This window comes from Dyella flagellata (assembly GCF_030160275.1).
Taxonomy (GTDB): domain Bacteria; phylum Pseudomonadota; class Gammaproteobacteria; order Xanthomonadales; family Rhodanobacteraceae; genus Dyella_B; species Dyella_B flagellata.
The window spans coordinates 1-15,279 of record NZ_BSOA01000003.1 but is presented as its reverse complement, the minus strand read 5'-3'; the positions used below and the strand labels follow the sequence as shown (position 1 = coordinate 15,279).

The following is a 15,279-nucleotide window of genomic DNA, read 5'->3' as shown; positions in this document are numbered from 1 at the left end:
GTCATTATTCGCGCACGCGTTTCGCCGGCCGGATCGATAGGGTGGTCGTTTCTGCCAAGGGAAGGGCTCGGCCACAAGACCAGCTATTTCGCGGTGGCCGCGCGCGCAATGCAGACCGGCTCGAACGGCCTCGTCTGGGGAGAACAGGAATGATCTACCGATATGGGCTGTTTGCTGGCGCGGCTTTGCTGCTGATGGGTGCGCCGGCCTCGGCTGCCTCCACCGATAACGGCGAGAAGGAACAGACCCGGCTTCAGCACGCCTTGGACGAACTTGCGCAGCATGCCCGGCCAGGTCTGCTTGGCGTTACCGTGCTGGATCTGGAGACCGGCGTACAGGCGCGGGTCAACGCCGATCGCGCCTACCCGATGATGAGCGTGTTCAAGGCTCCCGTCGCAGCAGCCGTGCTTGCGCAGGTGGATAGCGGGCAGTTGTCGCTGGATCAGACGGTGACGTTGACGCGTGCCGACGTCGTGGGCGGTGCCGCGGTTCCATCCATCGGCGCCCACTTCCGTGGTGACAGCATGACATTCACAGTGGCGCAGCTGCTGACGGCGGCGGTAAGCGAAAGCGACAACACGGCTGCGGATGTGCTGGTGAGGGTGATAGGCGGTCCCAAGGCGGTTACCGGCTATTTGCGCGCGCATGGGGTTGATGGCATGCGCGTCGACCTGGACGAGGCAGGTATCGACCGGATCTTCGAGGGCACTGAACACGGTGAGCAAATACCTGCCGATGAAACTGACCAGCAGGGGCTGGAGCGCTGGCGTCGCGGCTACCGTGCGTATCTGAGCGATCCACGCAACCGCACCACGCCGGATGCCGCGGCGCATTTCCTGAACAAGCTCTGGAAAGGCACGCTGTTGTCGCCCGGCTCGACCCAGCGCCTGCTACAGCTTTTATATGGCCAAACCAAGCCCAATCGCCTCAGGTCAGGCCTGCCCGAGGGCGTGCGCCTGGCCGACAAATGCGGCACCTCTGCCTCACTGGAAGGGGAGACGGCCGCCTATAACGACATTGGCATCATGACCTGGCCGGATGGCCATACGGTTATTGTCGCGGCTTTTCTGACCGCCTCCCACGCGGACAAGGCCGGCAGGGATGCCTTGTATGCGGAGATTGCCCAAAGCATCGCCCGCGCGGTCAAGTGATGGCCTAGCCAGCCGCGATGCCTTGAAATTACCGTGAGATGCACGTTTGTTCAGAAATGTGAAGGCATTCTTCACGATTCGGGTGACGATAATCGTCTTAATTCATTCGAAACGGGGCATCTTTGATTATCACGTAGGAGATAGGGCCCGATTTGGGCACTGCGCACTGTGCATTTACGATCGCTCATTCAGTTTGTTCAGCTTCAAATGCCGCCCATTAGCGTCAACTTGTGTCGCGTACGGCGCGCTTTTGGGTATAAGTGAAGATAATGTTTTCATTCGGATCTAAATGCGCTTTGGCTTAATGGCTTTTCCATTTGGCGCAATCTAATAAATTGTGATCAGGCTCTCATTCGATATATCCCGCGTGGCTTGCTCGATGCAACACGTAGGTCATGAGAAACCTAATCGACTCAAGCACTGCGAAGGGGCGCATTCACCAGCTTGCGATATCTCGCACGCTGGGGTCACGCGCACGGATCGGCCTGTTGGCTGCAACGCTCTCGTGTTTGTCGTTTGGCGCGAATGCCGAAACGGGAACCATCACGTTTGTGGGTTCGGTGGTGACACCAACCTGCCAGGTGTCAACGGATACATCTGTTCATGATGCAGCTGCCGATCACTCCTGCGGGCTGGAAAAAGATAAATCGGTGCGCACCTATCGGCTCACTACCCAAGCCATTCAAGCCGATTCCAATGACCAGGTGCTCAGGTATTTTTTCAACTACCTCACGAGCGCGGAGGGCCATGCCCAACACCCCGTGTTGATGACGCTTCAGTACGATTGATATTTCAGGCCGCACGGGGATTGCGCGCGGTTTGGCGAACCCATAGCGCAGTGTGTATTTTTTGACGCATTAATGTTTCCGCGTCACGGCGCGTGACGATTTACCGTCAATTAAATAAGCCCTTGCGAAATGACATGCATGCTGCCTGATGTGCGGCAGGGTCTTGCGTGGACGGGATCAGGACGCGGCCGATCTTGCGAAAGCCATCGCATTCTCGCAAGGAGCACCTGCGCCATAGTGCGGCGGCTGTCCAGCCTCCCCGTCGCCCATGGCGACCTTCCCCTTTGTAAGGATACGGAAAGTATGAGCACGCCTCCCAAGATGCGCATGGCCGCATTGGCCGTGATGATGGCTTCGACGTTCTTCGCAGCAGCGCCTGCTTCGGCGGCAGTCACGGTCGCCGTGTCGCCTTCGCAGGTATCGCTGCCCGCCAATGGCACGCAGCAATTCGCCGCCACGGTATCCGGCAGCAGCGATCAAACCGTAACGTGGCTGGTCAACGGCGTGCCTGGTGGCGCGCCGAGCCTGGGTACGATCTCCTCCAGCGGTCTTTACACCGCGCCTGCGGGTGCTTCGTCATCGTTCACCGCTACGGTAACGGCGCAGGCCGATGCGGCGCCGCTCGCCACCAGCGCCGCATCGGTGGCGGTGGCGGCATCCACCTTTGTCGGGCCGGTGTATTACGTCGCTACCTCCGGCAACGACAGCGCCAACGGCAGCGCGGCTGCGCCATGGAGGACCATCCAGCACGCGATGAATTCGGTACCTGCCGGCGCAACGGTGCAAGTGGCAGGCGGTACGTACAACGAGCTGGTGACCATTACCCAGTCCGGCTCGGCTAGCGCCGGCTACATTACCCTGACGTCCGCGCCGGGCCAGACGGCCACCCTCGACGGCAGCGGCCTGGGCGTGCCGCAAGGCCAGCAAGGCTTGATTACCTTGCAAAACGCCAGCTACGTACGGGTGATCGGTCTGCAATTGCAGAACTACACCTCGAACTCGTCTAGCCTGGTGCCGCTGGGTATCTATGTAGTGGGCTCAGGTGACCACATCGAGGTCCGCAACAATCATATCCACAACATCGTTACCACGGTGACGACCTCGCAGGGTGATGCGTTTGGCCTGGCGGTGTACGGCAACGCCACCACGCCGATCAGCAACCTCATCATCGACGGCAACGAGCTCGATCACCTCACTCTTGCCTACAGTGAATCGCTGTCGGTGAACGGCAACGTGCAGAACTGGCAGGTAACCAACAACCGCGTGCACGACAATAACAACATCGGCATCGTCGCGATCGGTTTCGAAGGCACGGCGCCCAATGCCAGCCTGGACCAGGCGCGCAATGGATGGATCGCCGGCAACACGGTGTACAACATCAGTTCCACCACCAATCCGGCCTACAACTACCAACCGGGCGCCGATGGCATCTACGTGGATGGTGGCACGCATATCACGATCGAGCAGAACAATGTGCAGGCGGCCGACTTGGGAATCGAGCTGGCAAGCGAGCACTTCGGGCATGACACCAGCTTTATCACGGCGCGCAATAATCTCGTGCTCTATAGCAACGTCACCGGAATCTCCATCGGCGGTTATAGCTCGTCGGTGGGGGGCACCGACCATTGCACCATCGTCAACAACACGCTGTTCGAGAACGACACCACGCTATCTGGCAGCGGCGAATTCCAGGTGCAAAACCATGCCAGCAACAACCTGTTCGCCAACAATATTCTGTACGCCAATGGCCAGGGGCTGCTGGTGAACAGCCCGATCTCGTCGAGCACAGCACCGGTGACGTTGCAAAACGACCTGTTCTATACCAGCGACAGCGGCGCGTCAGCGTATTGGGTGTGGAACAACATTTCGTACACCAGCCTGGGCTCGTTCCAGCAGGCCAGCCAGAGCGAATCCAATGGCTTGCTGGCCGATCCCTTGTTCAGCAGCACGACCACGCCGGATTTGCATCTTTCGGCCGGCTCGCCGGGTATCGGCAGTGGCGCGGACCTCGGCCTGGCCATCGAGGGAGCCTATGATTATGCAGGCTCGCCGCGGACTGACGGCGGTGGCCTGATTGATCGGGGTGCGTATCAACAGTGACGAGGCTAGATGTTTAGGCGCTTGTCATGGGGAGCGGTGACGATTCATCGTCACTGCTCTTTGTCCTTAGGTTTGAAACAAGCTGCTGGCTTGCGACACCGTGAACATACGGCCAGCCATCGTTTCGGAACGGCCCTCGGCCAATGCCTCCCTGGCCATGTGAACCAGGTGCGCCAGGCTTGCTTGCGTGGTGCCGCAACCCAAGCTGATTCGTCGCACACCCAGTTTTTTCAATTCGGTTGAGTGGTGGGCCCCGGCATAGCCAGCGTAAATATTCAGCGGTACCGGCAGCAGTTCAGCCAGCTTGGCGATTTGACCCAGGTCGGCCAGGCCAGGTACGAAGATGCCGCTGGCGCCAGCCTCGATATAGCCCAGGGCGCGCTTGCACGTTTCCTCGAATCGCGTCTGCGCGTCAAGGCCAGGGGCGAAATAGGTATCGATACGCGCATTGATGAAAAGCGGCAGGTTGCGCTGCCGCGCTACTGAACGAGCGCCTGCGATACGTTCGCCGAGTACGCCCGGGGGCGCCAGCGTTTGGCTGTCGTGCATCACACCATCTTCGATGTTGATGCCGACGGCGCCGCAGCGTATCAGGGCTTCTACCACCTCGCTGGTTTCCTGCACGTCGCGGCCGTAGCCCTGCTCGATATCCACGCTCACCGGAACGCTTACGACGCCGCAGACCCGTTGGCAGACAGCCAGCAGTTCCTGCACGGGCATCTGCTGACCACCGGGGTAGCCCAGTCCCCACGCCATGCCGTCGCTGGTCGTAGCGATGGCCTTGGCGCCTGCGCTTTCGATGGCGCGCGCGCTGGCGGCGTCCCAGGCATTGGGCAGTACCAACGGGTCTGGGCCGGTGTGCAGTTGATGGAAGTATTCGGCGCGGCTTTTCTGTTCTGGATTCATGCTCGATGCACTGGATTTACACCCTCATCTCGGGCGAGCAGATCAGACCATTGACCGCTACAATCGCGCTATCAAAATCTTTAGCTGCCGCTGCGCAGATCGGTTCGTCGCCAGTTCCCCCCACCTTCTTCACCCGAACGGGCGCCTGTCGAGGCAAGAGTCATGTCCGCCCTTACCGCCAAGACCCTGCTCTGGACCGATTCGCTGATGCTGCGAAACGTGCTTTGCACGGGGATCTGCCGTCATCGCAGCGCGGAAGAGTGCGTCTCGGCGACACAGCTGAACTTTCCTTACCGGGGTCTTTACCTTCGACACCTGGGCAAAGACCAGGCGGTGGCGGACGCCAATCATGTGTTGTTCTTCAATGCCCAGGAGGGCTACCAGGTCAGCCATCCTGTAGACGGGGGTGACGCCTGCCTATCGTTGGATCTGGATCAGGCATTGCTTGCCGAGCTGGCGCCCAAAGCGCTGCTGCATGCCAGTGCCGGCATAGCCTTTCGTGCGCAATCGCAACGCATCGATGCGCATGCGCAGGCCTTGGTTGCGCTGCTGCACCAACGCCTCGAAAGCCGAACCATCGAGCCATTGGAGGCGGAGGTCCTGGCGTTCACCCTGGTGAGCCGCAGCCTCGGGCCAAGCACGGCCAGGCCATTGGCCGCTACGCCTGCGCGCCGGCGTCTCGCCGACCGCGTGAAGATCATGCTGTCCAGCGACCTGTCACGACGTTGGACCCTGGCCGAGATCGGCAAAGAGATCGGTAGTTCGCCTGCCTACCTCACCCAGGTGTTCCGGCAAGTGGAAGGTACGCCGCTCTACCGCTATCAGCTTCAACTGCGTCTGGCGCGTGCGCTCGACCTGATCAAGCGCTATGACGATCTTTCCGCGCTGGCCGCTGAACTGGGTTTCTCGAGTCATAGCCATTTCACCAGCGCGTTCCGGCAGGCCTTTGGTCGTGCACCGACCGACTTTCGCCGCGCTACGAAGGCTTAAGGATTCGACGGCGCGCCAGCACGTTAGCGCGACAGCAGGCCCTGGCGGGTAACCAAGCTTTCGGCACGCGGAACGTGGCCCTCATCAGTGCATGCTATAGGCGGTAAGCTTTCCAGTGTAGGTACCGCACCCGGCCGCAGCGCCGGCAAGGGGATCTTATGCAGCATCCCAGTCCGGAACGGTTTTCCCCGCTGGTGCTGGCGAGAATCGTCGGTGTCGTGTCGCTGATCGGCATCGTGACCGGCGCTTTCGACATTGGCTACGTGCGAAGCACGCTGATCGTGTCCGGCAATGCCGCCGCCACGGTGCATAACATCGCGATGCACGAAGATTTATTCCGGCTGGGCTTTGCGGCCCATGTCGTGCTGCTGCTGTGCAATGTCCCCGATGAAATCATCAGCTTCATCCTGTTCAGGCGAGTGAACGGCATAGTCGCGGCGATCGCGATGGGCTGCGGGTTGATCGGCACGGCGATCGAAGGCCTGGATATGCTTAACGCCTACGTGCCGCTGAAGCTTGCGGCCGAAGGCGGCGCCATGGCCGCGTTCAGTCCGGCACAATTGCAAGCCTTGTCCTATCTATCATTGCAACTGCAGGACACAGGTCTGCTTATTTCCTTCGCGTTCTATGGGCTCGATGAAATACTGTCGGGCTTTCTGATTTTCCGCTCCGGCTTCTTGCCACGGCTACTCGGTGCGCTGCTTGCACTTTCCGGGCTTTGCTATTTCCTCGACGGCTTCCTCAGTTTCATCGCGCCATCGCTGCAAAACCGCTTGTTGCCGTATCTGTTGTTCCCGTGCCTGCCCGGAGAGGGTTCGATCGCGCTGTGGTTGACCATCGTAGGCTTGAATGTCGCAAAATGGCGCGCGTGGGCTACGGATCCCCGTACGGCGACCTGGATTCCCTAGGGATGCTCTGATCTATTCCAGGTACCCGCCAACACACTGATTGTGAGTCCTTTCACCATCGTGGGTGTTTGAGACATTTCCTGTTTGCAGTCGTGTCATGGATGATTTTTCATGTCCGCGCATGCCGTCTTCAATCGCGGCAACGCACGGTATGTGCGCAGCAAACACAAGGAGCATGTGTATGTTCAAGTCGCTGATGGTCGTCGGCTTTACCCTCATTGTTGTCACCGTAGTGGCATTCCACGCGAAGGTGCACGCCGATCCGGTGGCGCAACCTGCCGCCGATCCGTGTCGTTCTCTCAATTTTTCTGACGCGTGGCCCTGCTATCGCGAGCAGCAGGCGAGTTGGCCTTGGCGATATAAAAAGCTGCCACCGCCGGCAGTCCAGCCGCCGGACGTCAAAAAGACCAGTTACGAGATGACTTCCCAGCAATGGCCGGAGGGCGGTGGCGCACGGCCTGAGGTTTGGACGCATCAGGTGGATGTCTATGTGCCGGAGAAAACATCCACGGCGCGTGCCCTGCTGGTGATCAACAACGGCACCAACGTGGCGAAAGACCAGGCCAAGGAGGACAGCTCTCCCCCTACGGATTTCGATGAAGACATCCTGGCAAACCTTGCTCGGCAGACCCACATGGTCGTGATTTCACTGGCGTATGAGCCCAATCAATATGTGCAGCTGCCGGGCGACAGCCAGCAAAGAGAGGAAGACGACCTGATCGGTGAGACCTGGGAGCGTTTCCTGGACCACCCGCAACAAAACCGCACGCTGCCGCTGCATGTACCGATGGCCGAGGCAGCGGTACACGCCATGGATCTGGCGCAGCGCGAGTTGACTCCCGAGCAGGTGCGCTCCTTCGTGGTGACCGGTGTGTCGAAGCGGGCCTGGGCTACTTGGCTGGTGCCTTTGGGCGATCAGCGAGTGGATGCGGTGGTTCCTTTTGTGATCGGCATGCATATCGAGCCGCTGATCCCCTATATCAACAAGAGCTATGGCGGCGCGTGGCCGATTGCCCTGCGGGACTATTACAACCACGGCATTCTAGGGCGTTATCAGACTCCGGAGTTCGATCAGTTGATGCAGGTGGAAGATCCCTATAAATATCTGTCGAGCCGGTATGGGGAACGCCTGCGGATACCCAAGTACATCGTCAATGCCAGCGGTGATGACTTCTTCCCACCGGATGTGTCGCGCTTCTATATCGACAAATTGCAGGGTGAAACCGGTGAACGCGTCGTGCCCAACTCCGACCACTACGGCATCAAGCAACACCTGCAGGAGGCGTTGATCCCGACGCTGCAGCGTTGGAATGAAGGTCGCTCCATTCCTGTGGTGCATTCGAAATGGAACGTAGGGGCTCGACTAGAGCTTAGCGCCTCGTCGTCGGAAGCACCCGAGAGCGCCCGGGTATGGGTGGCTGAGAACGCCTCGGCACGCGATTTCCGCTATGCGTGCGGCGTCCGCTACAAGGAAATGCCGGCGACTATCAGCCATGGCAAAGTGACCGTTGAGGTGGACAAGCCGGACAGCGGCTGGCTGGCGATGTTTACCGAGCTGACCTACGCGGATAGTTTCGTCGCGACCACCCCAGTCTATATTTACCCTGAGCAGGCCTTTCCTTCTGCACCACCGCCGGACCAGGGGCCTTCGTGCAGCACCGTGGGTAAGCCAGGCTTGGTACCAAGCCGCTAAGGCATCCCAGGTTCTCAGAACTTCCGCCAAGGGCTAATGTACGCAAGCCAACAAGGGGACTGCTGTGGAACGACAGGCAAGGGCGGAGTCGATGGCCGGTGGTGGGAATACCAACGATGGGGCGACCTGGCTGACCATGGCCGACGGGCAGCGGCTGTTTTTGCGTGATTGGCCACGGCACCCCGCGCACGATGCAGTGCTGATCGTGCACGGGTTGGGCGAGCATAGCGGACGCTACGAAGCACTGGCGCAGTGGTTTCTCGCGCACGGCTATGCCGTGCGCAGCTACGATCAACGCGGGCATGGACATACGCCGGGCCAAAGGGCCGCCTTGCGGCATGGCGATGATCTGCTGCGCGACCTCGCCTCTGTCTACGAGCATTACGCGGCCAGCCTGGGTAAGCCGCCACTACTGCTCGGTCACAGCATGGGTGGGCTGATTGCTTTGCGCGCGGTTTTGGATGGTCGCGTGGAACCACCCGGACTGGTGCTTTCCTCACCCGCCTTGCGCTCGTATGCGGCGCCATGGCAGCGTCGCTTGGCGGCCGTGCTCACGCGGGTGCTGCCGAATCTGCCCTTGCGCAATGGCTTGCCGTTCGATGGGTTGTCGCATGATGCGAAGGTGGTCCAGGAGTATCGCAACGATCCCTTGTGCGTACGCTGGATAACGCCGCGCCTGGCCGATTTCATTTTCCGTGCCGGCGCAGCGTGCATTACCGACGCCTGGCGTTTGCGCGTACCGACCTTGTTGCTGGCAGCCGGCAGCGATCGCCTGGTGGATCCGTCCGGCAGCCGCGATTTTTCCAACGGTGCCTGGGCCACCAAGCAACTCACCAGTCGCTTCTTCGATACTCTGTTCCACGAGCTGTTCAACGAAACCGAAACCGGGCGGCACCAGGTGATGGCACAACTGCTGGAATGGTTGCGCAACCGCAAAGCGGCGGGCTATTCATAGCAACTTGCGGTAGACGACAAAGCCCGATTTCTCCGCCAGTTGGTCGTAAAGCCGCATGGCGGTGGCGTTTGTTTCGTGCGTCTGCCAGTACACACGCGGGCAGCCGGCTTGCGCCGCGGCCTGGTAGACCGCTTCGATCAGTGTGCGGCCCGCTCCTAAGCCACGGGCCGATTCGTCGGTGAACAGATCCTGCAGATAGCAGCTCGGTTCGATCTGGGTGGTGCTGCGGTGAAACAGGTAGTGCGCCAAGCCAAGCAGGCGTCCGTCGCATTCGGCGACCAGTGCATGCACGGGTTCATAGGCGTCGAGGAAGCGCTGCCATGTCGTATGCGTAATCTGCGCAGGAAGCGCCGTAGCGCCCGCTCTGCCGTAGAAAGCGTTGTAGCCTTGCCATAACGGCAGCCACTCGGAAAAATCCGCCTGCCGTACCTGCCTGATGACGAAGGGCTTGCTCATGTGACATTCCTGGATGATCGGATGGACGCCCGTTTGCGCAACCTGCTGAACCAAATGCTACAGGATCGAACCTGGCGCGATCCGGACCAACTGGGGCGCCGTATCGACATGCAAGAGCAATTGGAACGTGCTCTTTTCCATGCCGGCGATAGCCTGGAGCCATCGCTACGACAACGCGGCGAAGGCCTGATGATCGAATTGGAAGTGATCGATCGCCGGCTCTATCACGCCATTCGCGCAGACATTCGACGTGGTCAGGGGGCAGGCAGGCTGCTGCATTGGGCAGCAGCGATGCCCCGGAATGGCGATGAAGAAGGCTACGATCCGCTCGACGCGCTGCTCAGCGGCGTGCTCGACTTGGCGGAACCCGGCAACGTGCCCGAGCTTGACGCGGAGATGGTGTTCTATCAGCCGACACCGGCGCGCCATATCTTCGACCTCCTGGCGCGCGTGCCCATGGGTGACCAGGATGTGGTCATCGATCTCGGGGCGGGGTTAGGTCATGTCACGCTGTTGACGGCGATCTGCACACGGGCCCGTTGCGTCGGCATCGAATTGCAGGCCGCTTACGTGACGAGCGCGCGGCAGTGCGCGCAAGCGTTGAACCTGCGCAATGCAAGTTTCATCGCGCAGGATGTACGGCATGCGTGCCTGGCAGAAGGCACGGTGTTCTATTTGTACACGCCGTTCACCGGCACGATCTTGCGCACCGTGTTGGATATGCTGAAGCGGGAAGCCGAAGACCGCCCGATTCGACTTTGCACGTTGGGACCCTGCACCGAAGTGCTGGCCCGGGAATCGTGGCTGACGATGGACAATATCAGCGAGCGCGGAAGCGTGACCTTGTTTCGTAGCCGCTAGCGACTATATTGCCGGCCGGGATGGCAATCCCGGCCTATGGGTCAAGGACGTGGCCCCCGGCGTATACCGCTGACGATCAGCGACAGCACGAATAGAACGATGAACAGGATGAACAGTATCTTGGCGATACTGGCCGCTCCGGCGGCAATGCCACCGAAACCGAACACGGCGGCGATGATGGCGATGATGAAAAATACGGCGGCCCAATAAAGCATCACAATCTCCGTGCGGATCGATGGATAGCCGGCGCGGTAGCGCGTTCGGCGTTGTCGATTCGATCAATGCGGCCGTGAAAGAGGCGTACGCGCCGTCCAGGCAGTTCAGATAGGTGAAAATCTCGCGCGATGTTCGTGCAAGCGCGGTATGCGAGACAGCCGCCGAAAGCCTGGCGGGCATGAAGCCTTTGTTCAAAGCATGGTCATTGAGCGTGGCGCTTGGCGTTGCGTCGCTGGCAGGCGCCTGGTCTCGCGCCATAGATCGCGGGACGTCCCGTCCCGCACGAGTCAGGGCGAGGGCGGATGCTTCGGCAAATCGGCGATCATCTGCATCGCCAGCCCGTCATAATTGTAGTCGAAGTGATGGTCGCCCGGCTTCACGTAGACCTGCACCCACTTCGGCAGCTTCGGATCGTTGCATACCGTATCGTCGCCATCGTCGTGGCCGTAATAACAGACCAGCGGCGGCTTGCCTTGCAGCGCCTCGATCGGCGGCAGCGCCGGATAGTGCGGCACCGGATGGATCCACTGCTTGATTTGCTGCAGATGCGTCTTCAGCCAGTTCTCGCGCATCATGATGTAGCCTTCCATCTCGATCTCGAAGTTCACGTCCTGGCTGGGCGAGAGCAGCACCATCTGCGTGATGCGCGCACGGTTCGCGGGACTGAGCTTGTCGACGATGGTGGGCAGCACGTCTGCGCCGAAGGAGAAGCCGATCAGCCATACCTTCTGCTTGTGCCACTGCGTGGTGTACTGGTTGATCAGCGCATCCAGGTCGCGTGCCGATTCCTCGGCCGGACGCATGCGCCAGTAGTAGTCCAGGCAGCTGATGCCGAGCACGGGCACGCCGTGGGCTTGCAGGCGCTTACCCAGTTGCTGGTCCAGATCGCGCCAGCCGCCGTCGCCGGAATAGAAGATCGCGATCACGTCGTCATGGCCGGCCGGCGCCGGCGTGGTCGGCATCAGCTTGACGGAGGCATCTTCCAGGCTGGGATGAGGGAACGGTTTCCAGATGGCCAGTACCGCGGCGATCGCCAGCACGACCACCACCACGGCAATACGCAATTTCATCGACGGACGACTCCGCTAAGCCCGCCCGAGATCAGGCTGGCGACATTGGTGAGCACCACCGGCAAGGCAATTCCGCCCGGGGCAGCCAGGTACCGCGGCTCCCATTCCGGATCGAACTTGTCCTTGTAGCGGTGCAGGCCCTGGAAATTATAGAAGCGCTCGCCACGACCGAAGATGAGCGCGCCGAAGCGATTCCACAGCGGCGCCTGACGGCGGCTCTGCAAGCCCGACAGCGGCGCCATGCCGAGGTTGAACCAGCGATAGCCCTGCGCCTTGGACCACTGCATCAGTTCCACGAACAGGTAATCCATCAAGCCTGGCGGCGCATCGGGCGCAAAGCGCATCAGGTCCACCGAGGCTTCTTCCATGCTGTCGGTGAGGAACAGGTTGGCGAAGGCGACCGGCTTGTCGTTCTGCCACACCACAGCCATCGGCGTACGCGAGAGATAGCGCTCGTCGAAGGCGCCGAGCGAGAAGCCTTTTTCGCGCACGCGCTTTTCGCGCAGCCAGGCGTCGGAGATCGGCTTCAGCTGCGGCAGTAGCGACGGGGTTTGTTCGACCGGCACGATCTCCAGCCGCAGGCCCTCGCGCACCAGCTTGTTCACGGTGTTGCGCAGGACCTTCTTCGATTTGCCGTCGAGGTTGAACTGTGCCAGCCGTACGCGTGCTTCTTCCCCGATCTTCAGCAGGCTCATGCCCACCTCCAGATAGAGATCCAGGTCGTCCGGGTTCACCTGGTAGAACACCGGCCATCCGCCGGCCCGTTCGCAGCGCTCACGGAAGGTCCACACCAATTCCTGCCGCGCGCGATCATCGCGGCCGACCGGATCGCCCATCGCCACCCAGCTGCGCCCCTCGACGCTATACATGATGAAGGCCTGGGTATCCGGATCGAACAACAAGCTCTTGTCGCCCATCAGCGCCAGATGCGCCTGGGCGGAGTGGAATTGCTTGATCAACGGTATGGCGCGCGCCAGTTCTACTTCGCCGGGCGGGGTAGGACGCGAGCGCGCGGAGCGGATCAGCGTAGTAAGCGCGAACAGAAACGCCACCCCGGCCGCACCCACCAGGGCGCGCAAGGCGCGTGGCGCGTTGCCGTGGTAGAAGCTGAATTGCCACCACAGGTCGTTGCGGTATTCCACATGCTGGTAGCTGAAAAGCACCAGCCACACCGTGCAACCCAGTACCGTGGCGCAAGCAAGCAGCCAGCCGAACGAGAAGGTCATGTCGAACAGCGAAGCCCGGCGATAGAACAGGCGGTGCGCAGGTGCGAGCGCCACCGCCAGCAGAACCAGCAAGCCGGCCTCTTCGTAGTCGATGCCCTTGAGCAGCGAAGCCACCGCGCCGGCCAGCAACAGCACCAGCGTCAGCCAATAGGCCGCATCGAGCCGGCGCTGCAGGCCGCGCGCGAGTATCAACAGCGACATGCCGATCACGCTGTTGAGGAAGTGCGAAACCTCCATCACCTGCAGCGGCAACAGGTCGCTCAACAGTTCCAGGCGCCCCGGCAAGACCGCGGTGGCGCCGGAGAACAGCAGTACCGCGCCGGATACCAGCGTAAGACCCGCGAAGAACGGTGGCAGGATGCCGTTGAACCACGGTGTAAGCAGCGCGGCCTGCCGCAGCCCGCGGGCTTCGCGGATCACCACTGCCACCGTGGCCGCGCACAGCGGCAGCAGGTAGTACACGCCGCGGTAAGCGGCGAGCGCACCGAGTATCGGTGCGGACAAAGCCTGGTTACCGGTGGCGCCGAAGCCGGCCAGCATCACGGCTTCGAACACGCCCAGGCCACCCGGTACATGGCTGATCAGGCCGGCGATTTGAGCCAGCGCGAAGATCGCCAGGAACGAACCGAAATGCAGCGCCAGTGAATCGGGCATCAGTGCATACAGCACGGCGGCCGCGAGACCCCAGTCGAGCGCCCCCACGAACACCTGGCGCAATCCCACCGACAACGAAGGCAATTGCACTTTCCATCGCCAAAGTCTGATCGGTCGACGCAGCAGGGCCGCTCCGGTCAGCCAGAGCAAGGGCATCAGGCACAAGCCGACACCCAACAGCAGACGCCAATGAGCAAACGGCAAGCCCAGAGGTATCGGTACCAGCAGCAGTGTCACGCCGGTGATGGTGAACAGGCCCAGCCAGAAGCTGAGCGTGCAGAACAGCACCACCTTGGCTACGTCCAGCGTCGTCAGGCCGGCCTGGATATAGAAGCGGTAGCGGATCGAACCGGATACCAGCATCGCCATACCGAGGGTATTGCTGAAGGCGTAGCTGATGAAGGAGATCAGCGCCACGCGCGGCTTCGGCAACTTGCGGCCAATCGCGCTCAGCGCAAACAGGTCATACAGCGGCATCACCGCGTAACCGAGCGCGGTCAGCACGATGGCCTGGCCAATGCGCCCGCGGCGCAGGCGGTGCATGTACTCGCCAACCTGGTGATAGCTCACTTCGCCGGCCAGCCGGTACAGCGCCCATAGCGCCAGGCACAGCATCAGCACCGACAGAATCGGACCGACGAATCGACGCAGCCACACCGGACCGCTCCGGCTCAGGGCGTCTTCTTGGCTAAGGACTTCGGCCCCGCCTTGCTGCTCCACGTACCGCGCCTCTCAATTCCCCGGACCGCGATGGTGCCATACATGGCATGACAGGTAATAACTTGCGACCCGCCATCGCGGACGTGTCCTGGACACGTTCCCATGAAAACAAAGGGGCGCCCCGCGAAGGGCGCCCCGTATCCATACCGTCAGCCCGGCTCAGCTCTTCTTGACTTCGAAGGTCTTGCTCGCGACCGGCTTGCCGTCCACCGAGATGTCCACCTTGTACTTGCCTTCCGGCCACAGGTCCGGGTTCTTCATACTGAAGGTGGTGGTGCTCGGGCTGTCGGCGACGATCGACTGGCTGGTGCTGACGATCGTCTGGTTCTTGTCCAGATAAGTCCATTTGGCGTTGAGCGTAGCGCCCTGCGTGGTGCCGGTGGTATCGACGCTTACATAGATGGTCTTCTGGCTGGGCGAGAAGATGGTGGCTTCCTTCTTTACCTTGTGCTCGCTGGTGATGGCGTCGCCCAGGGTGATGGAGCTGACCTGGAAGCCTTCGGCGGCGGCGGGCACGGCGGCCGATGCCGCGGTGCTGGCGGGTGCCGGAGCAGCCGGTGCGGTGGCCGGGTGGGCCGGCGCGTC

The 15,279-nt window shown here is 61.2% G+C and carries 14 protein-coding genes; 8 read left to right on the top strand and 6 right to left on the bottom strand.

The annotated features are described in order from the left end of the window. Window positions 1-149: 149 nt before the first annotated feature. The 3 genes from bla (at window position 150) to QQJ96_RS01480 (ending at window position 4,039) form a co-directional block, all read left to right on the top strand. Window positions 150-1,151 (top strand): class A beta-lactamase, encoded by a 1,002-nt coding sequence (bla, locus tag QQJ96_RS01490; RefSeq protein WP_284330137.1) that lies wholly within the window; start codon window positions 150-152, stop codon window positions 1,149-1,151. Between the two features lie 395 nt (window positions 1,152-1,546). Beyond that, a complete protein-coding gene (locus tag QQJ96_RS01485) occupies window positions 1,547-1,939 on the top strand; it encodes a hypothetical protein (protein WP_284330136.1) in 393 nt (130 codons plus the stop codon). 303 nt (window positions 1,940-2,242) lie between these two features. Continuing rightward, window positions 2,243-4,039, top strand: a complete 1,797-nt coding sequence (locus tag QQJ96_RS01480) for a right-handed parallel beta-helix repeat-containing protein (RefSeq protein WP_284330135.1) — start codon at window positions 2,243-2,245, stop codon at window positions 4,037-4,039. A 66-nt stretch (window positions 4,040-4,105) separates the two neighbouring features. Here QQJ96_RS01480 and QQJ96_RS01475 read toward each other — a convergent pair whose 3' ends face one another. Then, entirely contained in the window at window positions 4,106-4,945 is an 840-nt protein-coding gene (locus tag QQJ96_RS01475) for an isocitrate lyase/PEP mutase family protein (protein ID WP_284330134.1), read from the bottom strand. Window positions 4,946-5,107: 162 nt separating this feature from the next. On the opposite strand from QQJ96_RS01475, the gene QQJ96_RS01470 reads away from it, so the two are divergent. The 4 genes from QQJ96_RS01470 to QQJ96_RS01455 all read left to right on the top strand — a co-directional run bounded on the left by QQJ96_RS01470 (window position 5,108) and on the right by QQJ96_RS01455 (window position 9,491). Beyond that, entirely contained in the window at window positions 5,108-5,935 is an 828-nt protein-coding gene (locus tag QQJ96_RS01470) for a helix-turn-helix transcriptional regulator (protein ID WP_284330133.1), read from the top strand. Window positions 5,936-6,093: 158 nt separating this feature from the next. Then, a complete protein-coding gene (locus QQJ96_RS01465; protein WP_284330132.1) occupies window positions 6,094-6,843 on the top strand; it encodes a DUF4386 domain-containing protein in 750 nt (249 codons plus the stop codon). 181 nt (window positions 6,844-7,024) lie between these two features. Then, the gene (locus QQJ96_RS01460) at window positions 7,025-8,536 is read left to right on the top strand and encodes a PhoPQ-activated protein PqaA family protein (protein ID WP_284330131.1); all 1,512 of its coding nucleotides are present in this window, start codon (window positions 7,025-7,027) and stop codon (window positions 8,534-8,536) included. Window positions 8,537-8,600: 64 nt separating this feature from the next. Continuing rightward, complete coding sequence (locus tag QQJ96_RS01455; RefSeq protein WP_404649392.1) at window positions 8,601-9,491, top strand: alpha/beta hydrolase; 891 nt, start codon at window positions 8,601-8,603, stop codon at window positions 9,489-9,491. On the opposite strand, the gene QQJ96_RS01450 is transcribed toward QQJ96_RS01455, so the two are convergent. Continuing rightward, the gene (locus QQJ96_RS01450; RefSeq protein ID WP_284330130.1) at window positions 9,486-9,947 is read right to left on the bottom strand and encodes a GNAT family N-acetyltransferase; all 462 of its coding nucleotides are present in this window, start codon (window positions 9,945-9,947) and stop codon (window positions 9,486-9,488) included. The genes QQJ96_RS01455 and QQJ96_RS01450 overlap by 6 nt on opposite strands. 21 nt (window positions 9,948-9,968) lie before the next feature. Between QQJ96_RS01450 and QQJ96_RS01445 the strand changes: the two genes are divergently transcribed. Then, window positions 9,969-10,808, top strand: coding sequence for a methyltransferase domain-containing protein (locus QQJ96_RS01445; protein ID WP_284330129.1), 840 nt, complete (start codon window positions 9,969-9,971; stop codon window positions 10,806-10,808). Window positions 10,809-10,849: 41 nt separating this feature from the next. Here the strand turns inward: QQJ96_RS01445 and QQJ96_RS01440 are convergent, their stop codons facing one another. The 4 genes from QQJ96_RS01440 to QQJ96_RS01425 all read right to left on the bottom strand — a co-directional run. After that, entirely contained in the window at window positions 10,850-11,023 is a 174-nt protein-coding gene (locus tag QQJ96_RS01440) for a DUF1328 domain-containing protein (protein ID WP_284330128.1), read from the bottom strand. A 288-nt stretch (window positions 11,024-11,311) separates the two neighbouring features. Then, a complete protein-coding gene (locus tag QQJ96_RS01435) occupies window positions 11,312-12,094 on the bottom strand; it encodes an AcvB/VirJ family lysyl-phosphatidylglycerol hydrolase (RefSeq protein ID WP_284330126.1) in 783 nt (260 codons plus the stop codon). Next, entirely contained in the window at window positions 12,091-14,631 is a 2,541-nt protein-coding gene (gene mprF / locus QQJ96_RS01430; RefSeq protein WP_284330125.1) for a bifunctional lysylphosphatidylglycerol flippase/synthetase MprF, read from the bottom strand. Before mprF ends, QQJ96_RS01435 begins: the two co-directional genes overlap by 4 nt. A 222-nt stretch (window positions 14,632-14,853) precedes the next feature. Beyond that, window positions 14,854-15,279: hypothetical protein (locus QQJ96_RS01425; protein WP_284330124.1), on the bottom strand; the 426-nt coding region annotated here is incomplete at its 5' end.

What these genes read in the sequence shown, in the direction of transcription:
- bla (WP_284330137.1), top strand. Translation starts at nt 150, where the DNA reads ATGATCTACCGATATGGGCTGTTTGCTGGCGCGGCTTTGCTGCTGATG.
- QQJ96_RS01485 (WP_284330136.1), top strand. Translation starts at nt 1,547, where the DNA reads ATGAGAAACCTAATCGACTCAAGCACTGCGAAGGGGCGCATTCACCAG.
- QQJ96_RS01480 (WP_284330135.1), top strand. Translation starts at nt 2,243, where the DNA reads ATGAGCACGCCTCCCAAGATGCGCATGGCCGCATTGGCCGTGATGATG.
- QQJ96_RS01475 (WP_284330134.1), bottom strand. Translation starts at nt 4,945, where the DNA reads ATGAATCCAGAACAGAAAAGCCGCGCCGAATACTTCCATCAACTGCAC.
- QQJ96_RS01470 (WP_284330133.1), top strand. Translation starts at nt 5,108, where the DNA reads ATGTCCGCCCTTACCGCCAAGACCCTGCTCTGGACCGATTCGCTGATG.
- QQJ96_RS01465 (WP_284330132.1), top strand. Translation starts at nt 6,094, where the DNA reads ATGCAGCATCCCAGTCCGGAACGGTTTTCCCCGCTGGTGCTGGCGAGA.
- QQJ96_RS01460 (WP_284330131.1), top strand. Translation starts at nt 7,025, where the DNA reads ATGTTCAAGTCGCTGATGGTCGTCGGCTTTACCCTCATTGTTGTCACC.
- QQJ96_RS01450 (WP_284330130.1), bottom strand. Translation starts at nt 9,947, where the DNA reads ATGAGCAAGCCCTTCGTCATCAGGCAGGTACGGCAGGCGGATTTTTCC.
- QQJ96_RS01445 (WP_284330129.1), top strand. Translation starts at nt 9,969, where the DNA reads ATGGACGCCCGTTTGCGCAACCTGCTGAACCAAATGCTACAGGATCGA.
- QQJ96_RS01440 (WP_284330128.1), bottom strand. Translation starts at nt 11,023, where the DNA reads ATGCTTTATTGGGCCGCCGTATTTTTCATCATCGCCATCATCGCCGCC.
- QQJ96_RS01435 (WP_284330126.1), bottom strand. Translation starts at nt 12,094, where the DNA reads ATGAAATTGCGTATTGCCGTGGTGGTGGTCGTGCTGGCGATCGCCGCG.